24 protein-coding genes and 1 pseudogene are annotated in these 23,552 nt (G+C 71.5%); 3 read left to right on the top strand and 22 right to left on the bottom strand.

The features are described from left to right. Positions 1–3: 3 nt before the first annotated feature. From ACVDFE_RS09490 to guaB, 8 genes are all read right to left on the bottom strand, one after another. On the bottom strand, positions 4–1,329 hold the full coding sequence (locus ACVDFE_RS09490) for an FAD-binding oxidoreductase (RefSeq protein WP_458430207.1): 1,326 nt from the start codon (positions 1,327–1,329) through the stop codon (positions 4–6). 64 nt (positions 1,330–1,393) lie between these two features. Further along, entirely contained in the window at positions 1,394–2,647 is a 1,254-nt protein-coding gene (locus ACVDFE_RS09485; protein WP_458430206.1) for an FAD-dependent monooxygenase, read from the bottom strand. Then, positions 2,644–3,603 (bottom strand): MBL fold metallo-hydrolase, encoded by a 960-nt coding sequence (locus ACVDFE_RS09480; protein ID WP_458430205.1) that lies wholly within the window; start codon positions 3,601–3,603, stop codon positions 2,644–2,646. The genes ACVDFE_RS09485 and ACVDFE_RS09480 overlap by 4 nt, the downstream gene beginning before the upstream one ends. A gap of 28 nt (positions 3,604–3,631) precedes the next feature. Then, entirely contained in the window at positions 3,632–5,308 is a 1,677-nt protein-coding gene (locus tag ACVDFE_RS09475; protein WP_360395822.1) for a GMC family oxidoreductase, read from the bottom strand. 55 nt (positions 5,309–5,363) lie between these two features. Further along, positions 5,364–5,567, bottom strand: coding sequence for a hypothetical protein (locus tag ACVDFE_RS09470; protein WP_360395820.1), 204 nt, complete (start codon positions 5,565–5,567; stop codon positions 5,364–5,366). A 39-nt stretch (positions 5,568–5,606) separates the two neighbouring features. Then, positions 5,607–5,954 carry a hypothetical protein gene (locus ACVDFE_RS09465; RefSeq protein WP_360395818.1) on the bottom strand — a complete coding sequence of 116 codons (348 nt, stop codon included), beginning with the start codon at positions 5,952–5,954 and terminating at the stop codon, positions 5,607–5,609. A 60-nt stretch (positions 5,955–6,014) separates the two neighbouring features. Then, the gene (locus ACVDFE_RS09460; RefSeq protein WP_360395816.1) at positions 6,015–7,148 is read right to left on the bottom strand and encodes a GuaB3 family IMP dehydrogenase-related protein; all 1,134 of its coding nucleotides are present in this window, start codon (positions 7,146–7,148) and stop codon (positions 6,015–6,017) included. A 117-nt stretch (positions 7,149–7,265) separates the two neighbouring features. After that, positions 7,266–8,777 carry an IMP dehydrogenase gene (guaB, locus tag ACVDFE_RS09455; RefSeq protein WP_458430204.1) on the bottom strand — a complete coding sequence of 504 codons (1,512 nt, stop codon included), beginning with the start codon at positions 8,775–8,777 and terminating at the stop codon, positions 7,266–7,268. A gap of 124 nt (positions 8,778–8,901) precedes the next feature. Between guaB and ACVDFE_RS09450 the strand changes: the two genes are divergently transcribed. After that, on the top strand, positions 8,902–9,288 hold the full coding sequence (locus ACVDFE_RS09450; protein WP_360395812.1) for a DUF5319 domain-containing protein: 387 nt from the start codon (positions 8,902–8,904) through the stop codon (positions 9,286–9,288). A 204-nt stretch (positions 9,289–9,492) separates the two neighbouring features. Here the strand turns inward: ACVDFE_RS09450 and ACVDFE_RS09445 are convergent, their stop codons facing one another. From ACVDFE_RS09445 to ACVDFE_RS09425, 5 genes are all read right to left on the bottom strand, one after another. Further along, positions 9,493–10,374, bottom strand: a complete 882-nt coding sequence (locus tag ACVDFE_RS09445; protein ID WP_360395810.1) for an anti-sigma-D factor RsdA — start codon at positions 10,372–10,374, stop codon at positions 9,493–9,495. Further along, a complete protein-coding gene (locus ACVDFE_RS09440; RefSeq protein ID WP_360396063.1) occupies positions 10,375–10,947 on the bottom strand; it encodes a sigma-70 family RNA polymerase sigma factor in 573 nt (190 codons plus the stop codon). 240 nt (positions 10,948–11,187) lie between these two features. Next, entirely contained in the window at positions 11,188–11,784 is a 597-nt protein-coding gene (locus ACVDFE_RS09435) for a response regulator transcription factor (RefSeq protein ID WP_030471988.1), read from the bottom strand. 81 nt (positions 11,785–11,865) lie between these two features. Beyond that, complete coding sequence (locus ACVDFE_RS09430) at positions 11,866–12,771, bottom strand: hypothetical protein (protein WP_458430203.1); 906 nt, start codon at positions 12,769–12,771, stop codon at positions 11,866–11,868. Positions 12,772–12,788: 17 nt separating this feature from the next. After that, complete coding sequence (locus ACVDFE_RS09425) at positions 12,789–13,739, bottom strand: MerR family transcriptional regulator (protein WP_360395806.1); 951 nt, start codon at positions 13,737–13,739, stop codon at positions 12,789–12,791. 168 nt (positions 13,740–13,907) lie between these two features. Between ACVDFE_RS09425 and ACVDFE_RS09420 the strand changes: the two genes are divergently transcribed. Beyond that, complete coding sequence (locus ACVDFE_RS09420; RefSeq protein ID WP_086663892.1) at positions 13,908–14,204, top strand: WhiB family transcriptional regulator; 297 nt, start codon at positions 13,908–13,910, stop codon at positions 14,202–14,204. 150 nt (positions 14,205–14,354) lie between these two features. On the opposite strand, the gene groL is transcribed toward ACVDFE_RS09420, so the two are convergent. Together groL and groES are read right to left on the bottom strand one after the other, a co-directional pair. Continuing rightward, positions 14,355–15,977 (bottom strand): chaperonin GroEL, encoded by a 1,623-nt coding sequence (gene groL / locus ACVDFE_RS09415; protein ID WP_360395804.1) that lies wholly within the window; start codon positions 15,975–15,977, stop codon positions 14,355–14,357. A gap of 82 nt (positions 15,978–16,059) precedes the next feature. After that, positions 16,060–16,353 carry a co-chaperone GroES gene (groES, locus tag ACVDFE_RS09410; RefSeq protein WP_030478362.1) on the bottom strand — a complete coding sequence of 98 codons (294 nt, stop codon included), beginning with the start codon at positions 16,351–16,353 and terminating at the stop codon, positions 16,060–16,062. A gap of 172 nt (positions 16,354–16,525) precedes the next feature. On the opposite strand from groES, the gene ACVDFE_RS09405 reads away from it, so the two are divergent. Next, complete coding sequence (locus ACVDFE_RS09405) at positions 16,526–18,031, top strand: alkaline phosphatase D family protein (protein ID WP_458430202.1); 1,506 nt, start codon at positions 16,526–16,528, stop codon at positions 18,029–18,031. Here the strand turns inward: ACVDFE_RS09405 and tsaD are convergent. The 7 genes and pseudogenes from tsaD to alr all read right to left on the bottom strand — a co-directional run bounded on the left by tsaD (position 18,032) and on the right by alr (position 23,526). Continuing rightward, positions 18,032–19,088 (bottom strand): annotated as a pseudogene (tsaD, locus tag ACVDFE_RS09400) (tRNA (adenosine(37)-N6)-threonylcarbamoyltransferase complex transferase subunit TsaD). It abuts the gene before it with no gap. After that, positions 19,081–19,539 (bottom strand): ribosomal protein S18-alanine N-acetyltransferase, encoded by a 459-nt coding sequence (gene rimI / locus ACVDFE_RS09395; RefSeq protein WP_360395798.1) that lies wholly within the window; start codon positions 19,537–19,539, stop codon positions 19,081–19,083. The pseudogene tsaD and the gene rimI overlap by 8 nt, the downstream one beginning before the upstream one ends. Further along, positions 19,536–20,216, bottom strand: coding sequence for a tRNA (adenosine(37)-N6)-threonylcarbamoyltransferase complex dimerization subunit type 1 TsaB (tsaB, locus tag ACVDFE_RS09390; RefSeq protein WP_360395797.1), 681 nt, complete (start codon positions 20,214–20,216; stop codon positions 19,536–19,538). The genes rimI and tsaB overlap by 4 nt, the downstream gene beginning before the upstream one ends. Before the next feature lie 285 nt (positions 20,217–20,501). Further along, entirely contained in the window at positions 20,502–20,825 is a 324-nt protein-coding gene (locus tag ACVDFE_RS09385; RefSeq protein WP_360395796.1) for a hypothetical protein, read from the bottom strand. A 63-nt stretch (positions 20,826–20,888) separates the two neighbouring features. Beyond that, a complete protein-coding gene (gene tsaE / locus ACVDFE_RS09380; protein WP_360395795.1) occupies positions 20,889–21,350 on the bottom strand; it encodes a tRNA (adenosine(37)-N6)-threonylcarbamoyltransferase complex ATPase subunit type 1 TsaE in 462 nt (153 codons plus the stop codon). Next, a complete protein-coding gene (locus tag ACVDFE_RS09375) occupies positions 21,347–22,444 on the bottom strand; it encodes an alpha/beta fold hydrolase (protein ID WP_360395793.1) in 1,098 nt (365 codons plus the stop codon). Before ACVDFE_RS09375 ends, tsaE begins: the two co-directional genes overlap by 4 nt. Next, positions 22,441–23,526: an alanine racemase gene (gene alr, locus ACVDFE_RS09370; protein ID WP_360395791.1), complete on the bottom strand. Its 1,086-nt coding sequence runs from the start codon at positions 23,524–23,526 to the stop codon at positions 22,441–22,443. The genes ACVDFE_RS09375 and alr overlap by 4 nt, the downstream gene beginning before the upstream one ends. Positions 23,527–23,552: the final 26 nt, after the last annotated feature.

Here is a 23,552-nt window from a genome sequence, read left to right as displayed (position 1 = left end):
GCGCTACAGCCCCTGGGCGAACGCGAGCACCCGGTCGGGGTCGTAGCGGCGGCGCACCTCCCGCAACCGCGGGAGGTTGCGGCCGTAGTAGGCCCTCGCCCAGTCCGGCATCTCCGGGTCCACGTAGTTGACGTACCCGGTGGTGCCGGTGCCGAGCCCGTCGCGCAACGACGCCAGGATCCGCCGGCCCTCCGCCTCGGTGCGGCCGTCCACGACGTTGACGTAGCACTGGGCACTGGCCTTGGCCCGCCGGTGCGGGAACGCGGTCGCGTCCGGTGCGACCCGGCCGAGCGCGCCGCCGAACGAGTCGAACTGGATGCGGTACCGGCTGCCGCCCCGCAGCAGCTCGTCGACGCGGGAGCCGGGCACGTGCTCGTAGGCCATCCGCGACGACGCCACGAACGCGGCACCGGTCTCGTCGCCGCCCGCGTAGAACCGCATGGCCTCCAGGTAGGTCAGCTCCTCGACGACCCGCTGCGTGCCCTTCGGCATCCGGTCGAGCAACGGGTGCAGGTCCTTCGCGGGACCGAGGTAGGTGCCGCCGACCGCGGTGCTGGTGGGCGTGCCGGAGAGCGTCTCGCAGATCGCCCACAGCTCGTCCGGGGCGTCGGCGAACCACTCCTGCCACGCGTCGACCACGTCGGCGGTCGCGCCGTCCGGGTACAGCAGCAGGAAGCGGGTGATGTCCGGCGCGGGCACGCTGCGGAAGGTGAACGACGTGACGATGCCGAAGTTGCCGCCGCCACCGCCGCGCAGCGCCCAGAACAGGCCGGGCTCGGAGTCCGCGGACGCCGTGCGCACGCAGCCGTCCGGCGTGACGATCCGCGCGCTGAGCAGGTTGTCGCAGGTCAGACCGTACTTGCGGCCGATCACGCCGATGCCGCCGCCGAGCGTGAGACCGCTGATGCCGACGGACTTGCAGGTGCCACCCGGCACCGCGCGGCCACGTGCGCCGATGGTCTCGTAGAAGTCGCCGAGCCGGGTGCCGCTGCCGACCCGCACGTCGGTGCCGCGGAAGCGCACGTCGTTCAACGCGCTCACGTCGACGACGAGGCCGTTCTCCGGCACCGAGTAGCCCGCGTAGCTGTGCCTGCCGCTGCGGGCGGCGACCGGGATGCCCTGGTGCGAGGCGAAGTCCAGGCACGCCTGCACGTCCTCGGTCCGCACGCACCGGGCGATCGCGGCCGGCCTGCGGTGGGCGTAGACCGTGTTGAACGGCAGCCGCAGCGCGTCGTAGCCGGTGTCCTGCGGCAGGACGAGCCGGTCGCCCAGCCTGCGCCGCAGTCTCCCCCAGTCCGTGTCCGCCGCGGCGGTGCCACCGATCCCCATGCCCGCGACCGCTAATCCGGTTCCCCGTAAGAAAGTCCTTCTGCTCATCCCCATGTGGTCCAGTTCACCAGCCCAGCGCGCGACGCGTCACCTCATCGCTCGCCGCGGTGCCGGCGACGTGACCGTCCGGCCTGATCAGGCGGCCGTCCCGCACCAGGAACCCCGGTCCGGCCACGCGAGATCCCGCGATCAGCTCGCCGCCATCCGTGGTCAGCGGGGAGTCGGTGTAGGCGAACGGGGTGAACAGCTTGCCCGAGTCGATGCCCTCGCCGGACTCCAGCGCACGCTGCCGTTGCGCGCGCTCGTCGTCGTTGCCCGGCACCAGGAAGCGCATGGTGGCGCCGGTGATGCGCAGGTTCTCGTCGGCGGCGGCACCGCGTTCGACGTCGTAGGACCGCAAGAGACCCGGCCCGGCCTCGCCGTTGCGGTCAGCGGCGATCTTCCACGCCGCGTTGTCCGCGTCGCAGATCCCCGAGTTCAGGCCGCGCGCGCCGAACGGGCTCATGACGTGCGCCGCGTCGCCCGCGAGCAGGACCCGGCCGACGCGGAACGTCGCCGCTCGCCGCTGGTGGAAGCGGTACGTGGACTGCCAGACGACCTCGTACGGCTTGTCGCCGACGATCGCGCGGAGGTGGTCGTCGGTGAGCTCGACGTCCTCGGCGACCTGCCAGTCGATCCGCCACACGCCGTCCGGTTGCGGGTGCAGCAGCACCTGGCGGCCTGGGTTCCACGGCGGGTCGAAGTAGAAGCGGCGTTCCGGTGCCGGGAAGTCCAGGTCGACGCGCACGTCGGCGATGATGAACCGGTCGTCGAACGAGAAACCCTCGAACGGCACGCCGAGCAGCCGCCGCACGGTCGAGTGCGCGCCGTCCGCGGCGATGCAGTGGGTGCCGGCGATTCCGTCCGATGTGGACACACCGTCGGCGTCCCAGGTCAGGCCGGTGACCTCGTGGCCGTAGCGCAGCTCGACCAACGGCTCGGCGCGGACCCGCTCCTCCAGGATGCGCTCGACGACGGTCTGCGGGGTGTTCACGAACGGCGGGAAGCCCGCTGCCGCCGGGAAGGTCAGGGTCGCCACCTCGCGGTCGCGGTGGTAGGTCCGGCCGGTGTACCAGGTGACGCCGGCGTCGGCCACGGCCTGCCCGGCGCCGACCCGTTCGAGGACCTCCAGCACGTCGCGCTGCACGCAGATCGACCGGCTGCCCACGCGGGACCGCTCGGTGGCCTTCTCCAGCACCACGCTGGGCACGCCGGCGCGGGCCAGCAGCAGCGCCGCCGTGAGCCCGACCGGGCCCGCACCGACGACCAGCACGGTCATTGCAGGGTGTCCCAGACGGCGCGGTCGCGGCGCGCGGTCCAGATCTCCGGCCAGTCCTTGCCGTCGCACTCGTCCCAGTAGCGCTGCACGTCGAACGGCAGGCAGTGCTCGAAGATCGGCCAGCGGCCGTACCGGGGCGCCAGGGTCTCGCGGGCCAGCTCGAAGGCCTGCTTGAGCGTGCCGCCCTCGGCGTGCACCCCGCCGACCGTGCGGCGCAGCTCGTCCAGGAAGTGCCGGCTCTGCGCGATCGCGGCCTCGACCTCGATCCGGTCGCGGGCCACCTTGCCGCGGCCACCCACCAGGACCTCGGCGCCGAGGTCCTCCACGTTGTCCAAAGTGGACGTCGCCCACTCGTCGTGGAACGCGTCACCGGTGTAGAGCGCGGCCTGCGACTCGACCAGGTCGCCCGCGAAGAGGATGCGCTGCTGCGGCAGCCACGCCACGACGTCGCCCGCGGTGTGGCCGCGGCCCAGGTGCTGCAGCACGAGGTCGCCGCGTTCGCCGCCGAGCGGGATGGTCATGCGGTCGGAGAACGTGAGCGTCGGCCAGGTCAGGCCGGGGATCTCGGCCGGCTGCTCGAACAGCCGCGGCATGCGGCCGTACTCGCTCTCCCAGTCCTGCCGGCCGCGTTCGGCGATCAGGACCCGCGTCATCTCGTGCGCCACGACCTCCTGCGCGTCGAACGCGCTGGCGCCCAGCGTGCGGACGGCGTGGTAGTGGCTCAGCACGAGGTAGCGGACCGGTTTCCTCGTGTGCTTGCGCAGGGTCGCGAGCCAGCGGCGCGCGGCCGCGGGGGTGGCGCGCGCCTCGAAGCAGATCAGGAAGTCGTCGGCCTCGATCGCACCGACGTTGGGGTCGCCTTCGGCGGTCAGGGTGTAGACGCCCTCGGCGAGCTCGACGAAGACCTCGTCCTTGTCGGCGAGGTCCGCGCTGGAAGCGAACGGCTTCTTGGCCATGCCTCCACGGTAGCCAAAGTGATCGAGGTCAGGACACCTCCACGATCGGCAACCGCAGCGCGGCCGGGGCCTGCTCGGGAACCGCAGGGGTGCGCGGCTTCGCCGGGTTGATCCGCCGGTACGGCTCGCCCTGCGCCGGCCGCTGGTCCCGCTCGCCCTTGTTCGGCCAGAGCGAGAACGCCCGCTCCGCCTGCGCGGTGATGGTGAGCGACGGGTTCACGCCGAGGTTGGCGCTGATCGCCGCACCGTCCACAACGGACAGACCGGGGTAGCCGTGGACCCGGTGGTACGGGTCGATCACGCCCTCGGCCGGGGTGCTGGAGATGGCGCAGCCGCCGATGAAGTGCGCGGTCAGCGGGATGTTGAACAGCTCGCCCCAGGTGCCGCCGGCGATGCCGTCGATGTGCTCGGCCGCGAGCAGGTTGGCCCGGTGGCCGGCCGGGATGAACGCCGGGTTGGGCTCGCCGTGGCCCTGCTCGCTGGTGAGCTTGCCGCGCTTGAGGAACGTGGTGATGGAGTTGTCGAGGCTCTGCATCACCAGCAGGATCACCGTGCGCTCGCTCCACCGGTGCACGCTGAGCAGCCGCAGCAGCTTGAGCGGGTGCTTGACCGCTTCGCGCAGGAACTGCAGCCACCTCGGCACGCTCGCCGAGCCGTCGGTGGCGAGCGTCTGCAGCAGGCCCATGGCGTTGCTGCCCTTGCCGTACCGGACGGGCTCGATGTGCGTGATCTCGTCGGGGTGGATCGAGCTCGTGATCGCGACACCCCTGGTGAAGTCGTTCTGCGGGTCCACGGTGTACCGCCCGGCCCCGATGATCGCCTCGGAGTTGGTGCGGGTGAGCTCGCCGAGCTTGGCCGAGATCTTCGGCAGCGTGGTGGCCCTGGCCCGGTGGAGCAGCTGCTGCGTGCCCCAGGTGCCGGCCGCGACCACGACCTGGTCGGCGGTGAACGTGGCCCTGGCGCGGCCACCGGTCTGCTTGGCCTGGACCGTCCACCGGCCACCGGACTCGCTCAGCCCGGTCACCGTGGTCAGCGGGAAGACCTTCGCCCCGAGCTGTTCCGCGAGGTAGAGGTAGTTCTTGACCAGCGTGTTCTTGGCGCCGACCCGGCAGCCGGACATGCAGCTGCCGCACTCGGTGCAGCCGGTCCTGGCCGGTCCCGCACCACCGAAGTAGGGGTCCTCCGCCGGCTTGCCGGGTTCGCCGAAGAAGACGCCGACGGGCGTGGGGTGGTAGCTGTCCTCGACGCCCATGTCCTTCGCGACCTTCCGCATGACGACGTCGCTCGGTGTCGTGGTCGGGTTCGTGACCACGCCCAGCATCCGGCTCGCCTGGTCGTAGAACGGGTCGAGCTCGGCCTGCCAGTCGGTGATGTGCGCCCACTGCCGGTCCTCGTAGAACGGCTTGAGCGGCCGGTACAGCGTGTTCGCGTACACCAGGCTGCCGCCGCCGACGCCCGCCCCGGCCAGCACCATCACGTTGCGCAGCAGGTGGATGCGCTGGATTCCGAAGCACCTGAGCTGCGGCGCCCACAGGTACCTCTTCAGGTCCCAGCTGGTCTTGGCGAACTCGTCGTCGGCGAAGCGACGGCCGGCTTCGAGCACGGCGACGCGATAGCCCTTCTCGGTCAGCCGGAGCGCGGCCACGCTCCCGCCGAACCCGGAGCCGACGATGACGACGTCGAAGTTACCGGCGAGTTCACCCATGTACCGGAGAGTAGGCGTTACTTCGGGTAACGCCTAGTCCCCCATCGATTCAGAGTCAGAGGACCAGGCCCTCGATGACCCACACCGAGAACGCCACGACCAACGCCATGATCACCAGTCCACCGCAGATGAACAGCGCGAGGGCCTTCCAGCCGATGCTGTTCTCGTCAGCGGTCTCCTCCTGCACCTCGTCGACCTCGGGCTCCTCGACCGTGTCGACGCTGCTGTTGTCCTTGCCGAACAGGGCATCCAGTTCCACGCACTACAGGACGCACGGGACACCGGTTCGGTTGCAAGATCAGCTCTGCGCCCAGGCCGCGACCGGGAGGCTGAGGTAGACGCCCACGTCGAGCAGGCCGGTGGCGTTCACGACGGCCGTGCACAGACCGTCGACCCGGTCCTGCCGGTTGGCCGCGCGGCTCTCGAACCACTTCGACCTGACCTCGACGACGATGTCCATGCCGGTCGAGTCGAACGGTCCGCGCGGCCGGAAGCGCAACTCGACGTCACCGGGCTGGAGGTTGCCGTCGTAGGGCTCCTCCGGGCATTCGACCGCCACCGAGACGGCGTGCGGGAGCGTCGCGGCGAGGTCCTTGAGCAGGGCGTGGGGGATGTGGGGGGCGTACGTGATCTCGACGAGCGGCACGGGACCCAGCAAAGCAGAAGGGCGCGTCCCAACCGGAACGCGCCCTTCCGCAGCAGACGACTAGCCCCGGATGGTCAAGCCGACCTTCTGGAACTCCTTGAGGTCCGAGTAACCGGTCTTCGCCATGGCCCTCTTGAGCGCGCCGAACAGGTTCGTCACGCCGCGCGGGTCCGACGACGGCCCGAACAGCAAGGTGCGCAGGTCGAGCTCCTGGTCCACGGCCTCGGCGACGAGGCTGCGCGGCACCGACGGGTGCGCCGACGACGCGGTCCAGTACAGGCCCTGACCGGGTGCCTCGGTCGCGGCGGCGAGCGGCTCGCCGAGCATCACGGCGTCCGCACCGCAGGCGATGGCCTTCGCGACCTCGCCGGAGGTCTGCATGCCGCCGTCGGCGATGACGTGCACGTACCGGCCACCGGTCTCGTCGAGGTAGTCGCGGCGGGCAGCCGCCGCGTCCGAGATGGCCGTGGCCATCGGCACGCCGATGCCCAGCACCGAGTCCGTGGTCGTGACGCCGGGCGAGTAGCCGTAGCCGACGATCACGCCCGCCGCGCCGGTGCGCATGAGGTGCATGGCCGTGCGGTAGTCGCCGACACCGCCGGCGATCACCGGGACGTCGAGGTCCGCGATGAACGACTTCAGGTTCAGCGGCTCACCGTCGCGCGACACGTGCTCGGCCGAGATGATCGTGCCCTGCACGACCAGGATCTCGACGCCCGCGGCCAGCAGGTCCGGGGTGAGCTCGGCGGCGCGCTGCGGGCTGACCCGCGCCGCCACCGTGACGCCCGACTCGCGGATCTGCTTGATCGCCTCGGCGATGAGGTCCATTCGCAGCGGGGCGGCGTGCAGCTCCTGCAGCACCTTGACCGCCGCTGCCGGGTCGTCGCTGTCCTCGGTGGCCTGCACGAGGCGGAACAACGCCTCGTCCACGTCACCGTGGCGGGCCCAGAGGCCCTCGGCGTTGAGCACGCCGAGTCCGCCCAGCTCGCCGATCGCGACCGCCGTGCCCGGCGACACGATCGCGTCCGTCGGGTGGGTGATCAGCGGGATGTCGAAGCGGTAGGCATCGATCTGCCACGTCGTGGAGACGTCCTTCGACGACCTCGTCCGACGCGACGGGATGATCTCGATGTCGTCCAGCTCGTAGGCCCGCCTCGCGGTCCGGCCCATGCCGATCTCGACCAGATCGCGCACCTGTTGTTCTCCTTCGTCCGGGGGTCTGGGGGCCGCCCCCAGAGAAAACACGGCGGGCGAGCGTGGTCCGCGCTTTCCGCGGACGCACCTCACCCCTGAGCGAACAGCCGACAGACCTTAACGGGTCGTGTAGTTCGGGGCCTCGACGGTCATGGTGATGTCGTGCGGGTGCGACTCCTTGAGCCCCGCCGCGGTGATGCGCACGAGCTGCGCGTCCTGCAGCTCCGCGATCGTGCGGGAGCCCGTGTAGCCCATCGCCGCGCGCAGACCGCCGTTGAGCTGGTGCACGACCTGCGACAGCGGGCCGCGGAACGGCGTGCGGCCCTCGATGCCCTCCGGGACCAGCTTGTCCTCGTTGAGCACGTCGTCCTGGAAGTAGCGGTCCTTCGAGAACGACTTGCTCTCGCCGCGCGACTGCATCGCCGCCAGCGAGCCCATGCCGCGGTAGGTCTTGAACTGCTTGCCGTTGACCAGGATCAGGTCGCCGGGCGCCTCCTGGGTGCCCGCGAGCAGCGAGCCGAGCATCACGGCGGACGCGCCGGCCGCGATGGCCTTCGCGATGTCGCCGGAGTACTGGATGCCGCCGTCGCCGATCACCGGCACACCCGCCGGACGGCACGCGAGGGACGCCTCGTAGATCGCGGAGATCTGCGGCACGCCGACACCCGCGACGACGCGCGTGGTGCAGATCGAGCCCGGCCCGACACCGACCTTGACGCCGTCCGCGCCCGCGTCGATCAGCGCTTGGGCGCCGGCCCGCGTCGCGATGTTGCCGCCGACGACGTCCGTCGAGTCGCCGAGCTCCTTCTTGATGCGCGCGACCATCTCCAGCACGCCGCGCGAGTGGCCGTGCGCCGTGTCGACCATCAGCACGTCCACGCCGGCGTCCGCGAGCGTCATCGCGCGCACGAACGAGTCCTCTCCCACGCCCACGGCGGCGGCGCACAGCAGGCGGCCGTCCGGGTCCTTGGTGGCGTTCGGGTACTGCTCGGTCTTCACGAAGTCCTTGACCGTGATCAGGCCCTTGAGCTTGCCGTCACCGTCGACGATCGGCAGCTTCTCGACCTTGTGCCGGCGCAGCAGCCCCAGCGCGGCCTCGGCCGACACGCCGACCTGCGCCGTGACCAGCGGGCCGTTGGTCATGACCTCGCTGACCTTCTTGGAGTGGTCGAGCTCGAACCGCATGTCGCGGTTCGTGATGATGCCCACCAGCTTGTTGTTCGAGTCGGTCACCGGCACGCCGGAGATCCGGTAACGCGCGCACAGCGCGTCCACCTCGGCGAGCGTGGCGTCCGGCGAGCACGTGACCGGGTCGGTGACCATGCCGGCCTCGGACCGCTTCACGGTCTCCGCCTGCCGGGCCTGGTCCTCGATGCTGAGGTTGCGGTGCAGCACGCCGATGCCGCCCTGCCGCGCCATCGAGATCGCCATCCGGCCCTCGGTGACGGTGTCCATGGCGGCACTGGCCAGCGGAACCTTGAGGCTGATGTTGCGCGAGATCCTGGTGCTCGTGTCGACGCCGCTCGGGACGACGTCCGACTCGGCAGGCAGCAGGAGCACGTCGTCGAAGGTCAATCCCAGCATCGCGAACTTGCTCGGGACTCCGTCAGCGTTGAGCTCGCTGGTCATGGCGGGTGGCTTGCCTTCCGTCGTGCGGCACCTCCCGTCCCTGCGTCCGGTTTCCGCAGGCGGAGGCGGTGCTGCCCATGGTATCTGGACGTATCCCGGGGTACGGCGGGTACCGTGCGGGGTCGTGCCGCACGACGCGTTGCCACCAGACCCCTTCGCGGGCGACCCCGAGGACCCCGCGCGCGCTCTCGGTGAGCCCGACCACCACGACCACGACCCGATGGACGACGAGGAACGCGCCGAGCTGGTCAGCGACCTCAGCGACCTGGCCGTCTACCAGGCCCTCCTCGAACACAGGGGCGTTCGCGGCATCGTCGTGGACTGCGGCGAGTGCCAGGAACCGCACTTCCACGACTGGGCGTTGCTGCGCGCCTCGCTCGAACAGCTCCTCGCCGACGGCCGGATGCGGCCGCACGAGCCGGCGTTCGACCCGGATCCGGGCGCGTACGTGAGCTGGGAGTACTGCCGCGGGTACGCGGACGGGGTGACGGCGACGGAGTCGGCCCGCTGACCTCTGCCCGGAATGTCCGGTTTTTCACCCGGACGAGGTGACCGAGGTCGCGGGGTGACGTTGGTCGCGCCCGGTCAGTCCGCCTCCGGCGGTTCCCGGTGACCGGCTGCCGCCGAACGGCCCATCCGGGTCACCCGAAATCCATTCCACCTGACGTGTGAACGCCCCTGACCTCGGCGAAGTCAGGGGCGTTCACAGCACGTCTCAGTTGGTTCCGGTTCCCTCGTTCACGCTGGTGACCCCGTTGGAACCCTGGGTCTCCCCCGGTGCGGGCGGAGGCGGCGGGGGTTCCTCGCCGTTCGACGTCGGGTCCGGCGGCGGAGGGGTCTCCGACGACGGGGACGTGGGCGGCGTGGTGGTCGAGGGCGCTGTCGTCGGCGTCGAGGACGGCGTCGTCGGCTTGGCGCTGGTCTCGGTCGGCTTGGTCACAACGGGCGGTGGCGTCGTGGGTGACGTCACCGACGTGTTCGTGCCCAGCTGCTTCTCGAGCTCCTTGTGCTTCTCCTCCAGCTGGGCCTTGCCGTCGTCGGTGTTGACGGAGCCCAGACTGGCCTCGATCTTGTTCAGCTTCTCGCGGGCCTCGGTCACCTTGCCCTCGCGCAGCGCGAGGCGGGCCGACTCCAGGTCGGTGTTGATGATGGCCGCGGCCTCGATCGACTTCGCGTGCTCGGAGTAGAGCACGCGGGTGAGACCCCAGAGCGCGTCGCCCGGCTGGGCGTCGCGGGCCACGAGGCTCACGCCGGTGAACGCGATGGCCAGCACGGCCGCGGCGCTCGCCAGCGGGATCAGGAAGCGGTGCCTGCTCACCGGCTGCGGACGGGCAGCCTGGATCGTGGCGATGGCGGTCTCGGTGTCGACGAGCTCCCCGAAGGGCTCGGTCTCCACCTCGTGCCGCCACGCGAGCAGCAACGCGTTCAGCTCGTCGTCGACCAGCGCGCCGGCCGCACCCGGAGTCGCGGACCCCAGCGCGTCCAGCAGCCGGTCATCGGCCTGTACAGCCGAAAGATCGTCTGCGACGGGCTCGTGCGGGGCTCTGTCGTCCTGTCCGCGCACTTCCTCGTCGTCCTTCCCGTGTTCGTCGGCCACTCAGACCACCTCCTCCGCTGCCAGCGACTTGCGGAGCCGAGCCAGCGCACGGTGTTGCGCCACCCGGACCGCACCCGGCGTCGAACCGACCGCCTCGGCAGTTTCCTCGGCGGAGAGTCCGACCACCACCCTCAACAGCAGGATCTCCCGCTGCTTCTCCGGCAGGACGCGCAACAGGACCGCCATCCGGCCGGAGAGCTCGCCCTGAAGGGCCCGTTGCTCAGGACCAGCTCCGGTCTCCGGCGCGTCGGGAACTTCGGGAACGGGCTCCGAGCGGTTCCTGGCGGCAGACCGATGTGCGTCGGCGACCTTGTGCGCCGCGATCCCGTAGACGAACGCGAGGAAGGGCCGACCCTGGTCGCGGTAGCTGGGCAATGCCGTGAGCACCGCGAGACACACCTCCTGGGCCACATCGTCCGCCGAAGCGAAGCTCCGCTCCTGCCTGCCAACTCTGGCGCGGCAGTACCGCACCACCAGAGGACGAATGGAGGCCAGCAGGCGTTCGATCGCCCGGCGGTCACCGTCGACGGCCGCGCCCACTTCGGCGTCCAGTCCGTCCCCCAAGTTGGTCATCGCAGACAACAGCCCTGGTGTTACTCGTTGGCGTACCGGCAGGGAACAACACGAGTCACTCACGGCGACTCGAAGCAGCAACCCTCACCGTACCGGTCAGCGGGCCGTCCGTTCATCAACGGGGCATGGACACACCGAGTGAACAACCGGCACGCCGAACGGCCGCAGCCCGGCGACATCGTCACCGGGCTGGGGGATTGCGGCTGATCGTGCGAACTCAGCCCAACGCTGTGGCCTGGACTACTGCACCAGACCGCGCCGGAAGCCGTGCGCCACCGCCTGCGCGCGGTCGCGGACGCCCAGCTTGCGGAACAAGCGGCGGGCGTGCGTCTTGACCGTGTCCTCCGACAGGTAGAGCTCGCGGCCGATCTGACCGTTGCTCTTGCCCTGGCTCATGCCGCGCAGCACCTGGAGCTCGCGCTCCGTGAGCTGCACGCCGGGGTCGGAGGGCTGGCGCGGTGCCGGTACGGAGGTGCTGGCGAGCGTGTGCGCGAGGGCTGCCACAAGCTCGGGGCGCGACGCGTCCCACCTCAGGTAGCCGCGGGCGCCACCGGCGATCGCGGCGGCGATGCTGCCCGCGTCGTCGGGGGCTCCGAACACGATGACGTTTGCCTGCGGGTTCGCGGAGACGAGCCGACGGGTTGCTTCCACCCCGGTCGGGACGGCGCGCTGGGTTCCCACCAGTACGACGTCGACCGGCTGCCTGGAAAAGCGAGCCAACAACTCGTCACCGTGCGCTACGCAGTCGATGCGGCTGACCCCGGGGACAGCCGACATCACGCGGGTGAGACCCTCACGCACACTGCGCCGGTCGTCGCAAATAAGGACCGTGGTCACGGGGACTCCTTTCCTGCAGCCGAGTGACGTTCCATATCCCCTATCGGACGCTGATGGCCCGACCTTGACACGATCCGGTGCTTAATCCGTCAAGAAGTTCGTCTGAGGGTCTGCATTCGGGGGTTCCCCGGAACGGAGCAGCCCGGTCGGCACCCAGGGGGACTCGAGGGCGACCCGACGGCTGACTGGATCAGCTCTGCGTAACACGCAGCTCAGAGCCTCCGTCGCCCGGTCGATGGCGGTTGCGCCCACCGTGGGGGCATGGTCTGCCAGCACCAGAGCGCTCGGCCAGATCAACGGTTGGAGCCCGTCCATGACGCTGTGATTTAGGTCACACTCGACCAGTTCAACCCCTCTGGCCGTGCCCTCGGGCGTCCCCGACACGATCAACGAGGTGCCCAGCACGAGGGCCGACTTCACGGTGTGGCGGACGGCTCCTGCCCTCGTCGCCACGCCGTGCGCCTCCTCGGCCGGTGCCACCGCGGCCCCGGCGTTCCCGGAGGCCAGCTCGACCTCCGCCCTCACCCAGCCGAACCGCACCGCGCTCCGCCAGGACGGGGTCCGCCCGACGCGGGCGAGCAGCCGGCGCGACTCGTGCGTGCGCCCGGCACCGATCGCGTCGGCGGCGAGCCCGAGCAGTGCGTCGGTGCGGGCCCCGGCGGCGTCCACCCCGTCCGGGTCGCCGGCGTCGTCGCCCCGCACGTGGGCGAGCGCCCGGCCGTCCAGGCCGCGGGCGAGGTGGTGCGCGCCGAGCTGGCGGTGGTGCGAGGCGCGGGTCGACAGGGCGAGCGAGGCGACGACCGGGTCGGGGTCGTGCCGCAGCGCGTCGAGGGCGGTCGCCGCGGCGGCGTAGTGCCCCTGCCCGCCGAGCACGACGGCGGCGAGCCAGCGCACCCGAGCGCTCGGCGCACCCAGTGCGGCCCAGACGTCGTCGCCCGGCGCGGCACCGAAAGCGGCCCGGCGCAGCGCGTCTTCTCCGGAGTTCACGAACAGGCAGTGTGCCGTCAGGTGACGGCGGCCTCGACCGCGGCCGCCGCGTCACCCAGGTCGTCGACCCGCTCGGCCGGCGTCGGCACCATCCCCCGCCGCCAGCCCGGCCCGCCGACGAACACCCGCACCTGCTGCCGGGTCCGCGGGACCGCCGCCAGCACTCCCGGATCGGCGTACCTGGGCAGCTGCGCCCACAGCACCACCGCCGACGGCGCGGTCCGCCGCACCGCCGCGGCCAGCGCGTCCGCCGGCAACGCCGCCCCGAGCAGCCGGACGACGATCCCGCGCTGCGCCAGCTCGGCCGCCAACGGGTAGAGCGGCAGGTTGTGCCGTTCCTCCGGCATGCACGCGAGCAGCACGGGCCGGTGGTTGCGCCCGAGGGTGACGAGCGGTGTCGCGCGGACGAACGAGGCGAGCACGCACTCGTTCAGCAGGTGCTCGACCTCCACGCCGGCACCCGACAGCTCCCACCGCGCGGAGACGGCGGCCAGCACCGGCCGCACGACCTCGTTCCACGTCGCGACCACGCCCTCGGAGGCGAGCGAGTCGGCCAGCACCTCCTGCACGGCGATCGAGTCCATGGCGAGCGCCGCACGACCGAGCCCGCGGGCGAGCCGGGAGGCACCCGGCAACTTCAGACCGCGGCCACCGGTGGGTGCGGCGGGCACCTCACCGTGCGTCATCGACGCCTTCGAGTCGAGCGCGAACCGGGCGGCTTCGGCCGACGAGGCGCCACGCAGGAGCGCGCGCTGCATCAGCTCAAGGCGGGCCACGTCGCGCGGTCCGTACTTGCGGTGCCGTCCGACCGTGTGGCCGCTCGGCCCGAGTCCGTAGCGCCGGTCCCAGGTGCGCAGCGTCGCGGGTGCCACCCCGAGCCGCCTGGCCACCGCGGCCACGGACAGGAGGGGTTCACCCGTGTGACCACCGGCAGATCTGTGCTCCGGCTGGATCATCACGGCAAACATGTTCCGTTCACCTCTTCCGGGTGGCAACTCCGGGCGGTGAGTGATCGAACACGCGTGCTGTCACCCATCAGTTGATAAGGGTCTTCTGCCTCTTGAACAAGTATTGACGCGGTTCTACGGTGGATCTTCGTTAAGCCGAATGGAGCAGTCGTCACGGAGGCGGTCTCGATGGCGGACACCCGAAGGCTCCCCGGTCCCAACGCAGACCTGTGGGACTGGCAGATGCGCGGTTCGTGCCGGGGCATGGACAGCGCGTTCTTCTTCCACCCCGACGGTGAACGGGGTCCGGCGAGATCTCGCCGGGAGGCCCGGGCCAAGGCCGTCTGCCTCGCCTGCCCGGTGCTGGAGATGTGCCGCAGGCACGCGCTCGCGGTCCAGGAACCCTACGGAATCTGGGGCGGGCTCTCGGAGTCGGAACGCGACCACATCATCAAGGCGAGAAAACGCCAGCTGGCGATCGTCTGACCGGGTCGCCCTCTCCCCGTCGCTCTGCTGGCTTCAAGGGGGCGCGGGGTGGTGGACGAGAAGAACCGGGGCGGCACCACGTGAGTGGTGCCGCCCCGGTTCTCGTTCCAGCTCAGAGATCGCGGTCCCGACGGAAGCGGGAGCGGCGACTCAGTGGCCGTGCCCGTGGCCGTGGCCGTGACCGGCAGCGGCCGGCTCCTCCGCCTTCTTCTCCACGATGGCGCTCTCGGTCGTGAGCACCATGCGGGCGATGGAGGCGGCGTTCGCCACGGCGGAGCGGGTGACCTTGACCGGGTCGATGATGCCCTGCTCCAGCAGGTCGCCGTACTCCAGCGAGGCGGCGTTGATGCCGAAGCCCCACTCGCCCTCGCGGACCTTGTTCACCACGACGGCACCTTCGAGGCCGGCGTTCGAGGCGATCCAGAACAGCGGCGCGGACAGCGCCTTCGCGACGAGCGCGACACCCGTGGCCTCGTCACCGGTCAGGCCGAGACCGCCGTCGAGCACCTTGGCGCCGTGCACGAGAGCGGAGCCACCGCCGGGGACGATGCCCTCCTCGACCGCGGCCTTGGTAGCGGCGACCGCGTCCTCGATGCGGTGCTTGCGCTCCTTCAGCTCGGTCTCGGTGGCGGCGCCGACCTTGATCACGGCGATGCCGCCGGAGAGCTTCGCGAGGCGCTCCTGGAGCTTCTCGCGGTCCCAGTCGGAGTCCGTGGCCTCGATCTCGCGGCGCAGCTGCTCCGCGCGGCCGGCGATGTCGGCCTTGGTGCCGCCGCCGTCCACGATCGTGGTGTCGTCCTTGGTCACGACGACGCGGCGGGCGGAACCCAGCTGGTCGAGCGTGGTCTCGGACAGCTTCAGGCCGATCTCCGAGGAGATCACCTCGCCGCCGGTGACGACCGCGAGGTCGTCCAGGAACGCCTTGCGGCGGTCACCGAAGAACGGCGCCTTCACGGCGACGACCTTCAGGGTCTTGCGGACGGCGTTGACCACCAGGGTGGACAGGGCCTCGCCCTCGACGTCCTCGGCGATGATCAGCAGCGGCTTGCCGGACTCCGCGACCTTCTCGAGGATCGGGAGGACGTCGGCCAGCGCCGAGATCTTCTCGCGGTGCAGCAGGATGCGGACGTCCTCGTAGACGGCCTCCTGCGCTTCGAGGTCGGTCGAGAAGTGCGTCGACACGTAACCCTTGTCGAACTGCACGCCCTCGGTGATCGCGAGCTCGGTCGCCAGCGTCGAGGACTCCTCGACGGTGATGACGCCGTCCTCGCCGACCCGCTCGATGGCCTCGCCGAGCAGCGCGCCGATCGAGGTGTCCCGCGAGGAGACGGTGCCGACCTGGGCGATGTTGTCGCGGCCCTTGACCGGGGTGGCCTTGCCCTTGAGCGCGTCCACGACGGCGTCGGCGGCGGCCTGGATGCCACGGCCGAGCGCGGTCGGGTTCGCACCCGCGGCGATGTTGCGCAGGCCTTCCTTGACCAGCGCCTGCGCCAGCACGGTGGCGGTGGTGGTGCCGTCACCCGCGACGTCGTTGGTCTTGGTGGCGACCGACTTGGCGAGCTGCGCGCCGAGGTTCTCGAACGCGTCGTCCAGCTCGATCTCACGGGCGATGGTCACACCGTCGTTGGTGACCGTCGGGCCACCGAACTTCTTGTCGAGCACGACGTGGCGCCCGCGCGGGCCAAGGGTGACCTTGACGGTGTCCGCGAGCTTGTTGACGCCGCGCTCGAGCGCCCGACGAGCGTCCTCGTCGAAGCTGATCTGCTTGGGCATTGCCTAAAGCCTCTCTGGTAGCGAAACGCCCCGGAAGCCCCGGAGTGGGGCGCCGGGGCGTCAGGCATGACAGCCGAGCGTCTTAGTTGACGACGGCCAGCACGTCGCGGGCGGAGAGGATCAGGTACTCCTCGCCGTTGTACTTGACCTCGGTGCCGCCGTACTTCGAGTAGATGACGACGTCGCCGACAGCGACGTCCAGCGGGACGCGGTTGCCCTTGTCGTCGATGCGGCCGGGGCCCACCGCGAGGACCTTGCCCTCCTGGGGCTTCTCCTTCGCGGTGTCCGGGATCACGAGGCCGGAGGCAGTGGTCGTCTCGGCCTCGGAGGCCTGAACGACGATCTTGTCCTCGAGCGGCTTGATGTTCACGCTCACCGGGATGACCTCCACGGGTCGTTGGCAGGTTCGAATAAACGGCTCCTGCCACCCCGCCGTCGCGGGGGTCGGGGCGGTGCTGGTGCCGTGCAGTTGGCACTCTACCCATGAGAGTGCCAACGCTTCAACGAGGGTCCCGAACCGCTCACCCGGTGGGAGCCGTGTTCAGGCCATGGTCACGTTCTCGCGCCGCACGCTGCTGCTCTCCGGAGTGGCCGGCGTCACAGCGTTCTCGGTCGCGGGGTCCGCCCGCCGGTCCGACCCTTTCACACTGGGCGTGGCCTCGGGGGACCCGACACCCGACGGGGTGGTGCTGTGGACCCGGTTGGCCGTCGAACCGCTCGCGGAGGACGGCCTGGGAGGCATGCCGGCGCGCCCGGTGGAGGTCCAGTGGCAGGTCGCCGAGGACGAGCGGTTCACCCGAACCGTGCGGCACGGCTCCACCACGGCTCGACCGGAGCGGGCGCACAGCGTCCACGTGGAGCTCGCCGGGCTGGCGCCCGGCCGCGAGTACTTCTACCGCTTCAAGGCCCTCAACCACCTCTCCCGGACCGGCCGCACCCGCACGGCGCCCGCGCCCGGTTCGCTGCGGGTGCCGCTGACGATGGCGTTCGCCTCGTGCGCGCAGTACGAGCACGGCTACTTCACGGCGTACCGGCGGCTGGCCGAGGACGAACCCGACCTGGTCCTGCACCTCGGCGACTACACCTACGAGTACGAGGCGGGCGTCCACGTCGCCCCGAGCGGCAACGTCCGGCACGTCGAGGGCCCGACGACCACCACGCTCGCGGACTACCGGCGGCGGCAGGCGCAGTACAAGGCCGACCCGGACCTCCAGGCAGCGCACGCCGCGGCGCCGTGGAGCGTCGTCTGGGACGACCACGAGATCGACAACAACTGGGCGGGCCTGGTGCCGGACCGGCCGCAGCCGGACTTCCCCGCGCGAAGGGCCGCGGCCTTCCAGGCCTACTACGAGAACATGCCCCTGCGCAGGTCGCCGCGGCTGTACCGGCGGATCGGCTGGGGTGCGCTCGCCACGTTCCACCTGCTCGACACCCGCCAGTACCGGACCGACCAGGCCTGCGGGGACGGCCTGCAGCTCTGCCCGGAGCGGCTGGCGCCCGAGCGCACCATGCTCGGCGCCGAGCAGGAGGACTGGCTGTTCGCCGGGCTGCGGGGGTCGCGGGCGCGGTGGGACGTGCTCGGCCAGCAGGTGTTCTTCTCGCAGTACGACTACGTCCCCGGCGAGGTCGACGAGTTCCTGCTGGACGCCTGGGACGGCTACGTGGCCGACCGGGACCGGGTGGTGGCGCGGTTCGCGGACGTGCGGAACCCGGTCGTGCTGACCGGGGACGTGCACGCGGCGTGGGCCGCGGAGGTCAAACAGCGCTGGGACGACCCGTCGTCGCGGGCACTCGCGACCGAGCTGGTGACCACGTCGATCACGGCCGGCGGTGACGGGTCGGAGGAGTACGCCGAGACGCCGTCGTGGCTGCGCGAGAACCCGCACGTGAAGTACTTCAACAACCGCCGCGGCTACACGATCGCCAGGTTCACGCCCGAGGAGCTGCGCGCGGACTTCCGCGGCCTCGACCACGTGACGAGGCCCGGCTCCCCGGTCACCACCAGGGCGTCGTTCGCCGTGGAGGACCGCAGGCCGGGCCTGCACCGGCTGTGATCAGAGGATCTGGACCGAGTTGACCGGCAGGCCGGGGTTGGTCGAGAGGTCCATCGACGACGGCTTGGCGCCCGCCGCCACCAGGTGCGCGCCGAGAGCGGCGATCATCGCGCCGTTGTCGGTGCACAGCCGCGGCCTCGGCACGCGCAGCTCGATGCCCGCCTCCGCGCAGCGCTCGGCGGCCAGGCCGCTCAGCCGCGAGTTCGCCGCGACACCGCCGGAGATGACCAGCGTGTCGACGCCGAGGTCCTTGGCGGCGCGGATGGCCTTGGCGGTCAGCACGTCCGCGACGGCCTCCTGGAACGACGCGGCGACGTCGGCCAGCGGGATCTCCTCGCCGGCGCTCTCGGCGCGTTCGACCCAGCGGGCGACCGCGGTCTTCAGACCGGAGAACGAGAAGTCGTACTTCGCGTCGCGCGGGCCGGTGAGACCGCGCGGGAACGCGATCGCGCAGCCGTTGCCCTGCTTGGCGAGCTTGTCGATGGGCGGGCCGCCGGGGTAGGGCAGGTCGAGCAGCCGCGCGACCTTGTCGTAGGCCTCGCCGGCGGCGTCGTCCACGGTGGAGCCGATCTCGGTGATCGAGCCGGCCAGGCCGCCCTCGACGAGCAGCAGCTGCGAGTGGCCGCCGGAGACCAGCAGCGCGAGGCAGCGCTGTGGCAACGGACCGTGCTGCAGCGTGTCCGCGGCGACGTGGCCGGCGAGGTGGTTCACCCCGTAGAGCGGCTTGCCGAGCGCGGCGGCGTAGGCCTTCGCGGCGGACACGCCGACCAGCAGCGCCCCGGCGAGACCGGGACCCGCGGTGACGGCGATCGAGTGGAGCTGGGAGAAGCTCGACCCGCGCGGTGTCGAGCGCCCGGCGCAGGGTCGGCACCAGCGCTTCGAGGTGGGCGCGCGAGGCGACCTCCGGCACGACGCCGCCGAAGCGGGCGTGCTCCTCGACGCTGGAGGCGACCTCGTCAGCGAGCAGCTCGAGCGAGCCGTCCTGCCCGAGCCGGACGATGCCGAAGCCCGTCTCGTCGCAGGAGCTCTCGATGCCGAGAATGAGTCGGTCAGACACTTTTCGCGGGCCTTCCCATCGTGTACGCGTCGGCACCCGACGGCTGGTAGTAGCGGCGGCGCAAGCCGAGGTGCTCGAAGCCGTGCGCGAGGTAGAGGGCGATCGCGGGCTCGTTGTCCGTGCGGACCTCGAGGAACACCGGCACGTCGATCTCGTCGACGCGGGCGAGGAGGTCGCGCAGCAGCATCTTGCCGACGCCCCTGCCCTGCCAGGGCCGGGCGACGGCGATGGTGTGCACGCTCGCCTCGTACGCCGACGCGGCGAGCCCCGCGTACCCGATCAGCTCGCCGTCGCAGTACGCGCCCCGGTAGTAGTTGCCGCGGTCGAGCTCGCTGTGGAACGCGGTCTCGCTCCACGGGTCCTCGCCGGGGAACAGGTCGAGCTCGATCTCGTGGCACCGCGGCACGTCGGCGTGCTGCAACGGCCCGAGTGTGACGGTGCCGGTGGTCATGCCCTGGTCACCCGCTTGCGGCCGGTGGGCTCGACCGCGTCCGGGCGGCGCAGGTAGAGCGGGGTGAGCGCGGCGGGACGGGCCTTCGCGAGCACCTCGGCGGCCGCGGCGGCGACCAGCCCCTCCGGCGACGGGTGCTTCGCCTGGAGCAGCTCCAGGCCGAGGACGTCGGCGTAGAGCTCCGCACCCTCACCGGTCGCCTGGTGCACGCCCAGCGCGGGCAGCTTCTCCGCGAGGTCCTGCGGGCGCTCCACGTGCGGCCCGTCGGTGCGGCGACCGGCGGCGTCGTAGGCGGCCCAGTAGACCTCCCTGCGGCGCGCGTCCGTGGCGACCAGCAGCGGGTGCCCGCTGGCGGCGTCCTTGGCGATCGCGTCCGTGGTGGCCACCGGGTAGACCGGGCGGTTGAGCGCCTGCCCGAGCGCCGCGGCGGTGGCGAGACCGACCCGCAGCCCGGTGAACGGGCCGGGACCCGCGCCGACGACGATCGCGTCCAGGTCGGAGTACGCCTTGCCGGCCTCGTCGAGCGCGGCGGAGATGTGGGGGGTGAGCAGCTCGCCGTGCGCCTTGGCGTTGAGCGTCACCCGCTTCGCGAGCAGGCGCGGCGGGGAGTCGGGCGCGAGTTCGACCACACCGGCGGTGACTGCGGGGGTGGCCGTGTCGACGGCGAGCACTAGCACGATTGTCCAGGGTAGTACGAGGTCGTGTCGGTCATCCGGTTGCCTCTTCCGGTCAACCGCCGGAGGCGATTCGGCCGGAAGCGGCGGCCGGGTGGCCGACTTCTCGACGACCTCGTCGCCGTCTGCGGAGCAGCGGCAATCGAACACATGTGTCCGCACCCACAGTTCCCACGCGTCCTCAAGCCCTCACAGACGCGGCGCAACGAGACGGCGAGCTGTCCTGAGGGGACGGACGGCGGGATGGCCGGCGGGCTCGGTCCGGCCATCCCGCCGAGCTGGTGGCGCTCAGCCGGTCGAGCAGGCCGACGAGTGGTCGATCGTGAAGATCTCCAGCGGGCCGTTCCACCGCCACGGCGCGGCGCAGGCGTCGTCCAGGACGCTGACGGCGTCGTCACCGGCGGTGCGAACGTCGGTGCACGTGGCGTAGCCGGGTGCGTGGCCCTCGTGCAGCAGCGCGGCCGGGCCGTTCCACAGCCACGGGGCTGCGCAGAAGTTGTCCGCGACGCGGATACCGCCGGCGCGGCTGTGCTCACCGGCGGAGGCGGGCGCTCCCGCGGCGAGGAGGGCACCGCCGACGACGGCGGTCGCGAGGAGCGACTTGTTGATCATGGTAGGTCCATCGGCGCCGGCCGTTCCGCCCTTGACGGGTGTCACCCCATCTGCTGGACGGCGTCACACCGGGAGGGGACGACCCGTCCACCCGCCGTGCGGGACGAGCTGCGCCGTGCGAACGTCGTCGGTTCCGCGTTCGAGGCGGATCAGCAGGTGGTCCTCGCTCAGCCGTTCCGCGAGGCCCTCGCCCCACTCGACGGCGACCACGGCGTCGACCAGGTCGGTGTCCAGGTCGAGGTCGTCCAGCTCGTCCAGGTGGCCACCGAGCCGGTACGCGTCGACGTGCACCAGCCGCACGCCCCTGCCGCCCTCGGCGGGCTCGTGGACGCGGGCCACGACGAACGTCGGCGACGACACCCGGCCCTGCACGCCGAGGCCGCGGGCCAGACCGCGCACGAGCGCCGTCTTCCCCGCTCCCAGCGGACCGGCCAGCAGCAGCAGGTCGCCCGCGCGGACGAGCTCGCCCAGCCTGCGGCCGAACTCCTCGGTGTCGGTCACCAGGGGCAGTTCGACGGTCTTCACGCTCGACGCCACCACTTCTCCTGATTTCCTCCGCGGTCGGCCGCGCACCGCTCGATCAGCGCGACCAGGTGGTCGTTGACCAGGTCAGCCTGCTCCATCATCACCATGTGCCCGGCACCGGGGGCACGGACGAGCGTGGCGTGCGGCATCTCCTCGGCCATCCGCTCTGCGTGCGAGAACGGCGTGAGCTTGTCCGCGTCCCCGCTCAGGATCAGCACCTCGCAGTGCCGCAGACCGGCCAGCGCCTTGTAGCGGTCGTGCGTGCCGAGGGTCTCCAGGAACTCGGTGAGCACCTTCACCGTGGTCCCGCCGATCATCTGGTCCATCAGGTCCACGAGCGACGGCGCCACCTTGCGGTCGCCGAACGCCAGCGTGCGGATGCCGCTCCAGGTCAGGCTCTTCGCGCTCTTGCGCACCCACTCGACGAGGCCCGGCTGCACGCCGGCGAGCCGGCCGACGCCGAGCGTCACCGGGTTGTAGCGCGACAGCACGGACTTCGGCAGGCCCGCGCCGCCGACGGCACCGGCGGCCGTGCCGATCAACGCGACGCCGCGGACCCGTTCCTCGAAGAGCTCAGGGTGCTTCTCGGCCAGCGCCATGATCGTCATGCCGCCCATGGAGTGGCCGACGAGCACCAGCGGCCCGTCCGGCACGACCGCGCGGACCACCGCGTCGAGGTCGAGCGCGAGCTGGTCGATCGTGCTGCCCTCCGCCGACGACCGGCCGGACCGGCCGTGGCTGCGCTGGTCGTAGAGCACCTGGTGCACGCGCGGGTCCAGCAGTTCGGCGAGGTCGCGGCGCTGGAAGTGGAAGCAGCGGCGGTCGAGCGCGAAGCCGTGCACGAGCACGACGGCGATGTCCGGTTCGCCCCCGTCGGCGGGGTCGACCTCCTCGACGGAGAGCGGCACGCCGTCGTCGGCGGCGACCGTCGACTCGCGGTCGGGCCGCAGCAGGCCCAGCTGTTCGTCGGCGAGGCCGTCGGACGCGGTCTTGCGCTCGTGCGACACCTTCGCGGTCTGCGCGACGGCGGCACCGGCGACGGCGGCACCGAGCGCGCCACCGACCCAGCCGACGACCTTCCACACCGGTCTCACGTGTAGATCCTCCGCACCCGCGGCCGGTACATCCCGCAGACGATCTCGTAGTCGATCGTCCCGGTCAGCTCCGCCCACTCCCTCGCCGTCGGCTCGCCCCGGCTCCCGTCGCCGAACAGGACGACCTCGGCGCCCTCGCGCACCTCGTCGTCCCCGCAGCTCACCACGACCTGGTCCATGCAGACCCGGCCGACCACCGGGCGGCGCTTCCCGTCCAGGAGCACCTCCATCCGGCCGGAGAGCGCCCTCGGGACACCGTCCGCGTACCCCGCGGGCACCAGTGCCAGCGTCGTGTCCTCCCGCGCCGTCCACGTCATCCCGTAGGAGACCGACTCACCGGCGGGGATGCGTTTCGTGAGCGCCACGTGCGAGCGGTAGCTCATGACCGGCCGCAGGTCGTGGTCGGTCGGCACCGGGTTCAGGCCGTAGATCGCGATGCCGGGCCGGACCAGGTCGAAGTGCAGGTCGGGCCGGGTCAGCAGGGCCGCGGAGTTCGCGATGTGCCGCAGCGGGTCGAGGCCGTGCGCGCGCGCCACCTCGTAGGCGTCGTCGAACCGCTTGGCCTGCAGGTCGATGGACGGGTCGCCGATCTCGTCGGCGGAGGCGAGGTGCGACCAGACGGCGACCACGTCGTGGTGGCGGGCGGCCTGGACCAGCTCCGGCCAGTCGCGCGGCTGGCAGCCGTTGCGGCTCAGGCCGGTGTCGATCTTGAGGTGGAGCCGCGGCCGGGCGTCGGCCTCCTCGGCGGCCTGCTCGACCCGGCGCAGGTCGGACAGGGAGGCGACGGACAGGTCGACGTCGGCGGCGATGCCCGCGGCCAGGTCCTCGTCCGGTGCGTCCAGCCAGGCGAGGATGGGTGCCTGGATGCCGGCGCTGCGCAGCGCGAGGGCTTCCTGCGTGGAGCACGAACCGAGCCAGGTCGCACCGGCTTCGAGCGCGGCCCTGGCGACCTCCACCGCGCCGTGCCCGTACCCGTCGGCCTTCACGACGGCCATGGTCTGGGCGGCAGGGGCGAGGCCGGCGAGCAGCGCGACGTTGTGCCGCAGCGCGCCGAGGTCGACGACTACTTCTGAACGGGCCATAACCCGGTCATCGTTCCACAAGAGCG

Source organism: Lentzea chajnantorensis (genome assembly GCF_054300775.1).
The sequence above is the reverse complement of the archived record's forward strand: the minus strand, read 5'-3'. Positions and strand labels throughout refer to the sequence as shown.

Excerpts from the sequence above, each read along its gene's own strand:
- ACVDFE_RS09490 (WP_458430207.1), bottom strand. The coding sequence starts at position 1,329 with ATGGGGATCGGTGGCACCGCCGCGGCGGACACGGACTGGGGGAGACTG.
- ACVDFE_RS09485 (WP_458430206.1), bottom strand. The coding sequence starts at position 2,647 with ATGACCGTGCTGGTCGTCGGTGCGGGCCCGGTCGGGCTCACGGCGGCG.
- ACVDFE_RS09480 (WP_458430205.1), bottom strand. The coding sequence starts at position 3,603 with ATGGCCAAGAAGCCGTTCGCTTCCAGCGCGGACCTCGCCGACAAGGAC.
- ACVDFE_RS09475 (WP_360395822.1), bottom strand. The coding sequence starts at position 5,308 with ATGGGTGAACTCGCCGGTAACTTCGACGTCGTCATCGTCGGCTCCGGG.
- guaB (WP_458430204.1), bottom strand. The coding sequence starts at position 8,777 with ATGACCAGCGAGCTCAACGCTGACGGAGTCCCGAGCAAGTTCGCGATG.
- ACVDFE_RS09440 (WP_360396063.1), bottom strand. The coding sequence starts at position 10,947 with ATGACCAACTTGGGGGACGGACTGGACGCCGAAGTGGGCGCGGCCGTC.
- ACVDFE_RS09425 (WP_360395806.1), bottom strand. The coding sequence starts at position 13,739 with ATGTTTGCCGTGATGATCCAGCCGGAGCACAGATCTGCCGGTGGTCAC.
- ACVDFE_RS09420 (WP_086663892.1), top strand. The coding sequence starts at position 13,908 with ATGGCGGACACCCGAAGGCTCCCCGGTCCCAACGCAGACCTGTGGGAC.
- groL (WP_360395804.1), bottom strand. The coding sequence starts at position 15,977 with ATGCCCAAGCAGATCAGCTTCGACGAGGACGCTCGTCGGGCGCTCGAG.
- ACVDFE_RS09405 (WP_458430202.1), top strand. The coding sequence starts at position 16,526 with ATGGTCACGTTCTCGCGCCGCACGCTGCTGCTCTCCGGAGTGGCCGGC.
- rimI (WP_360395798.1), bottom strand. The coding sequence starts at position 19,539 with ATGACCACCGGCACCGTCACACTCGGGCCGTTGCAGCACGCCGACGTG.
- ACVDFE_RS09385 (WP_360395796.1), bottom strand. The coding sequence starts at position 20,825 with ATGATCAACAAGTCGCTCCTCGCGACCGCCGTCGTCGGCGGTGCCCTC.
- alr (WP_360395791.1), bottom strand. The coding sequence starts at position 23,526 with ATGGCCCGTTCAGAAGTAGTCGTCGACCTCGGCGCGCTGCGGCACAAC.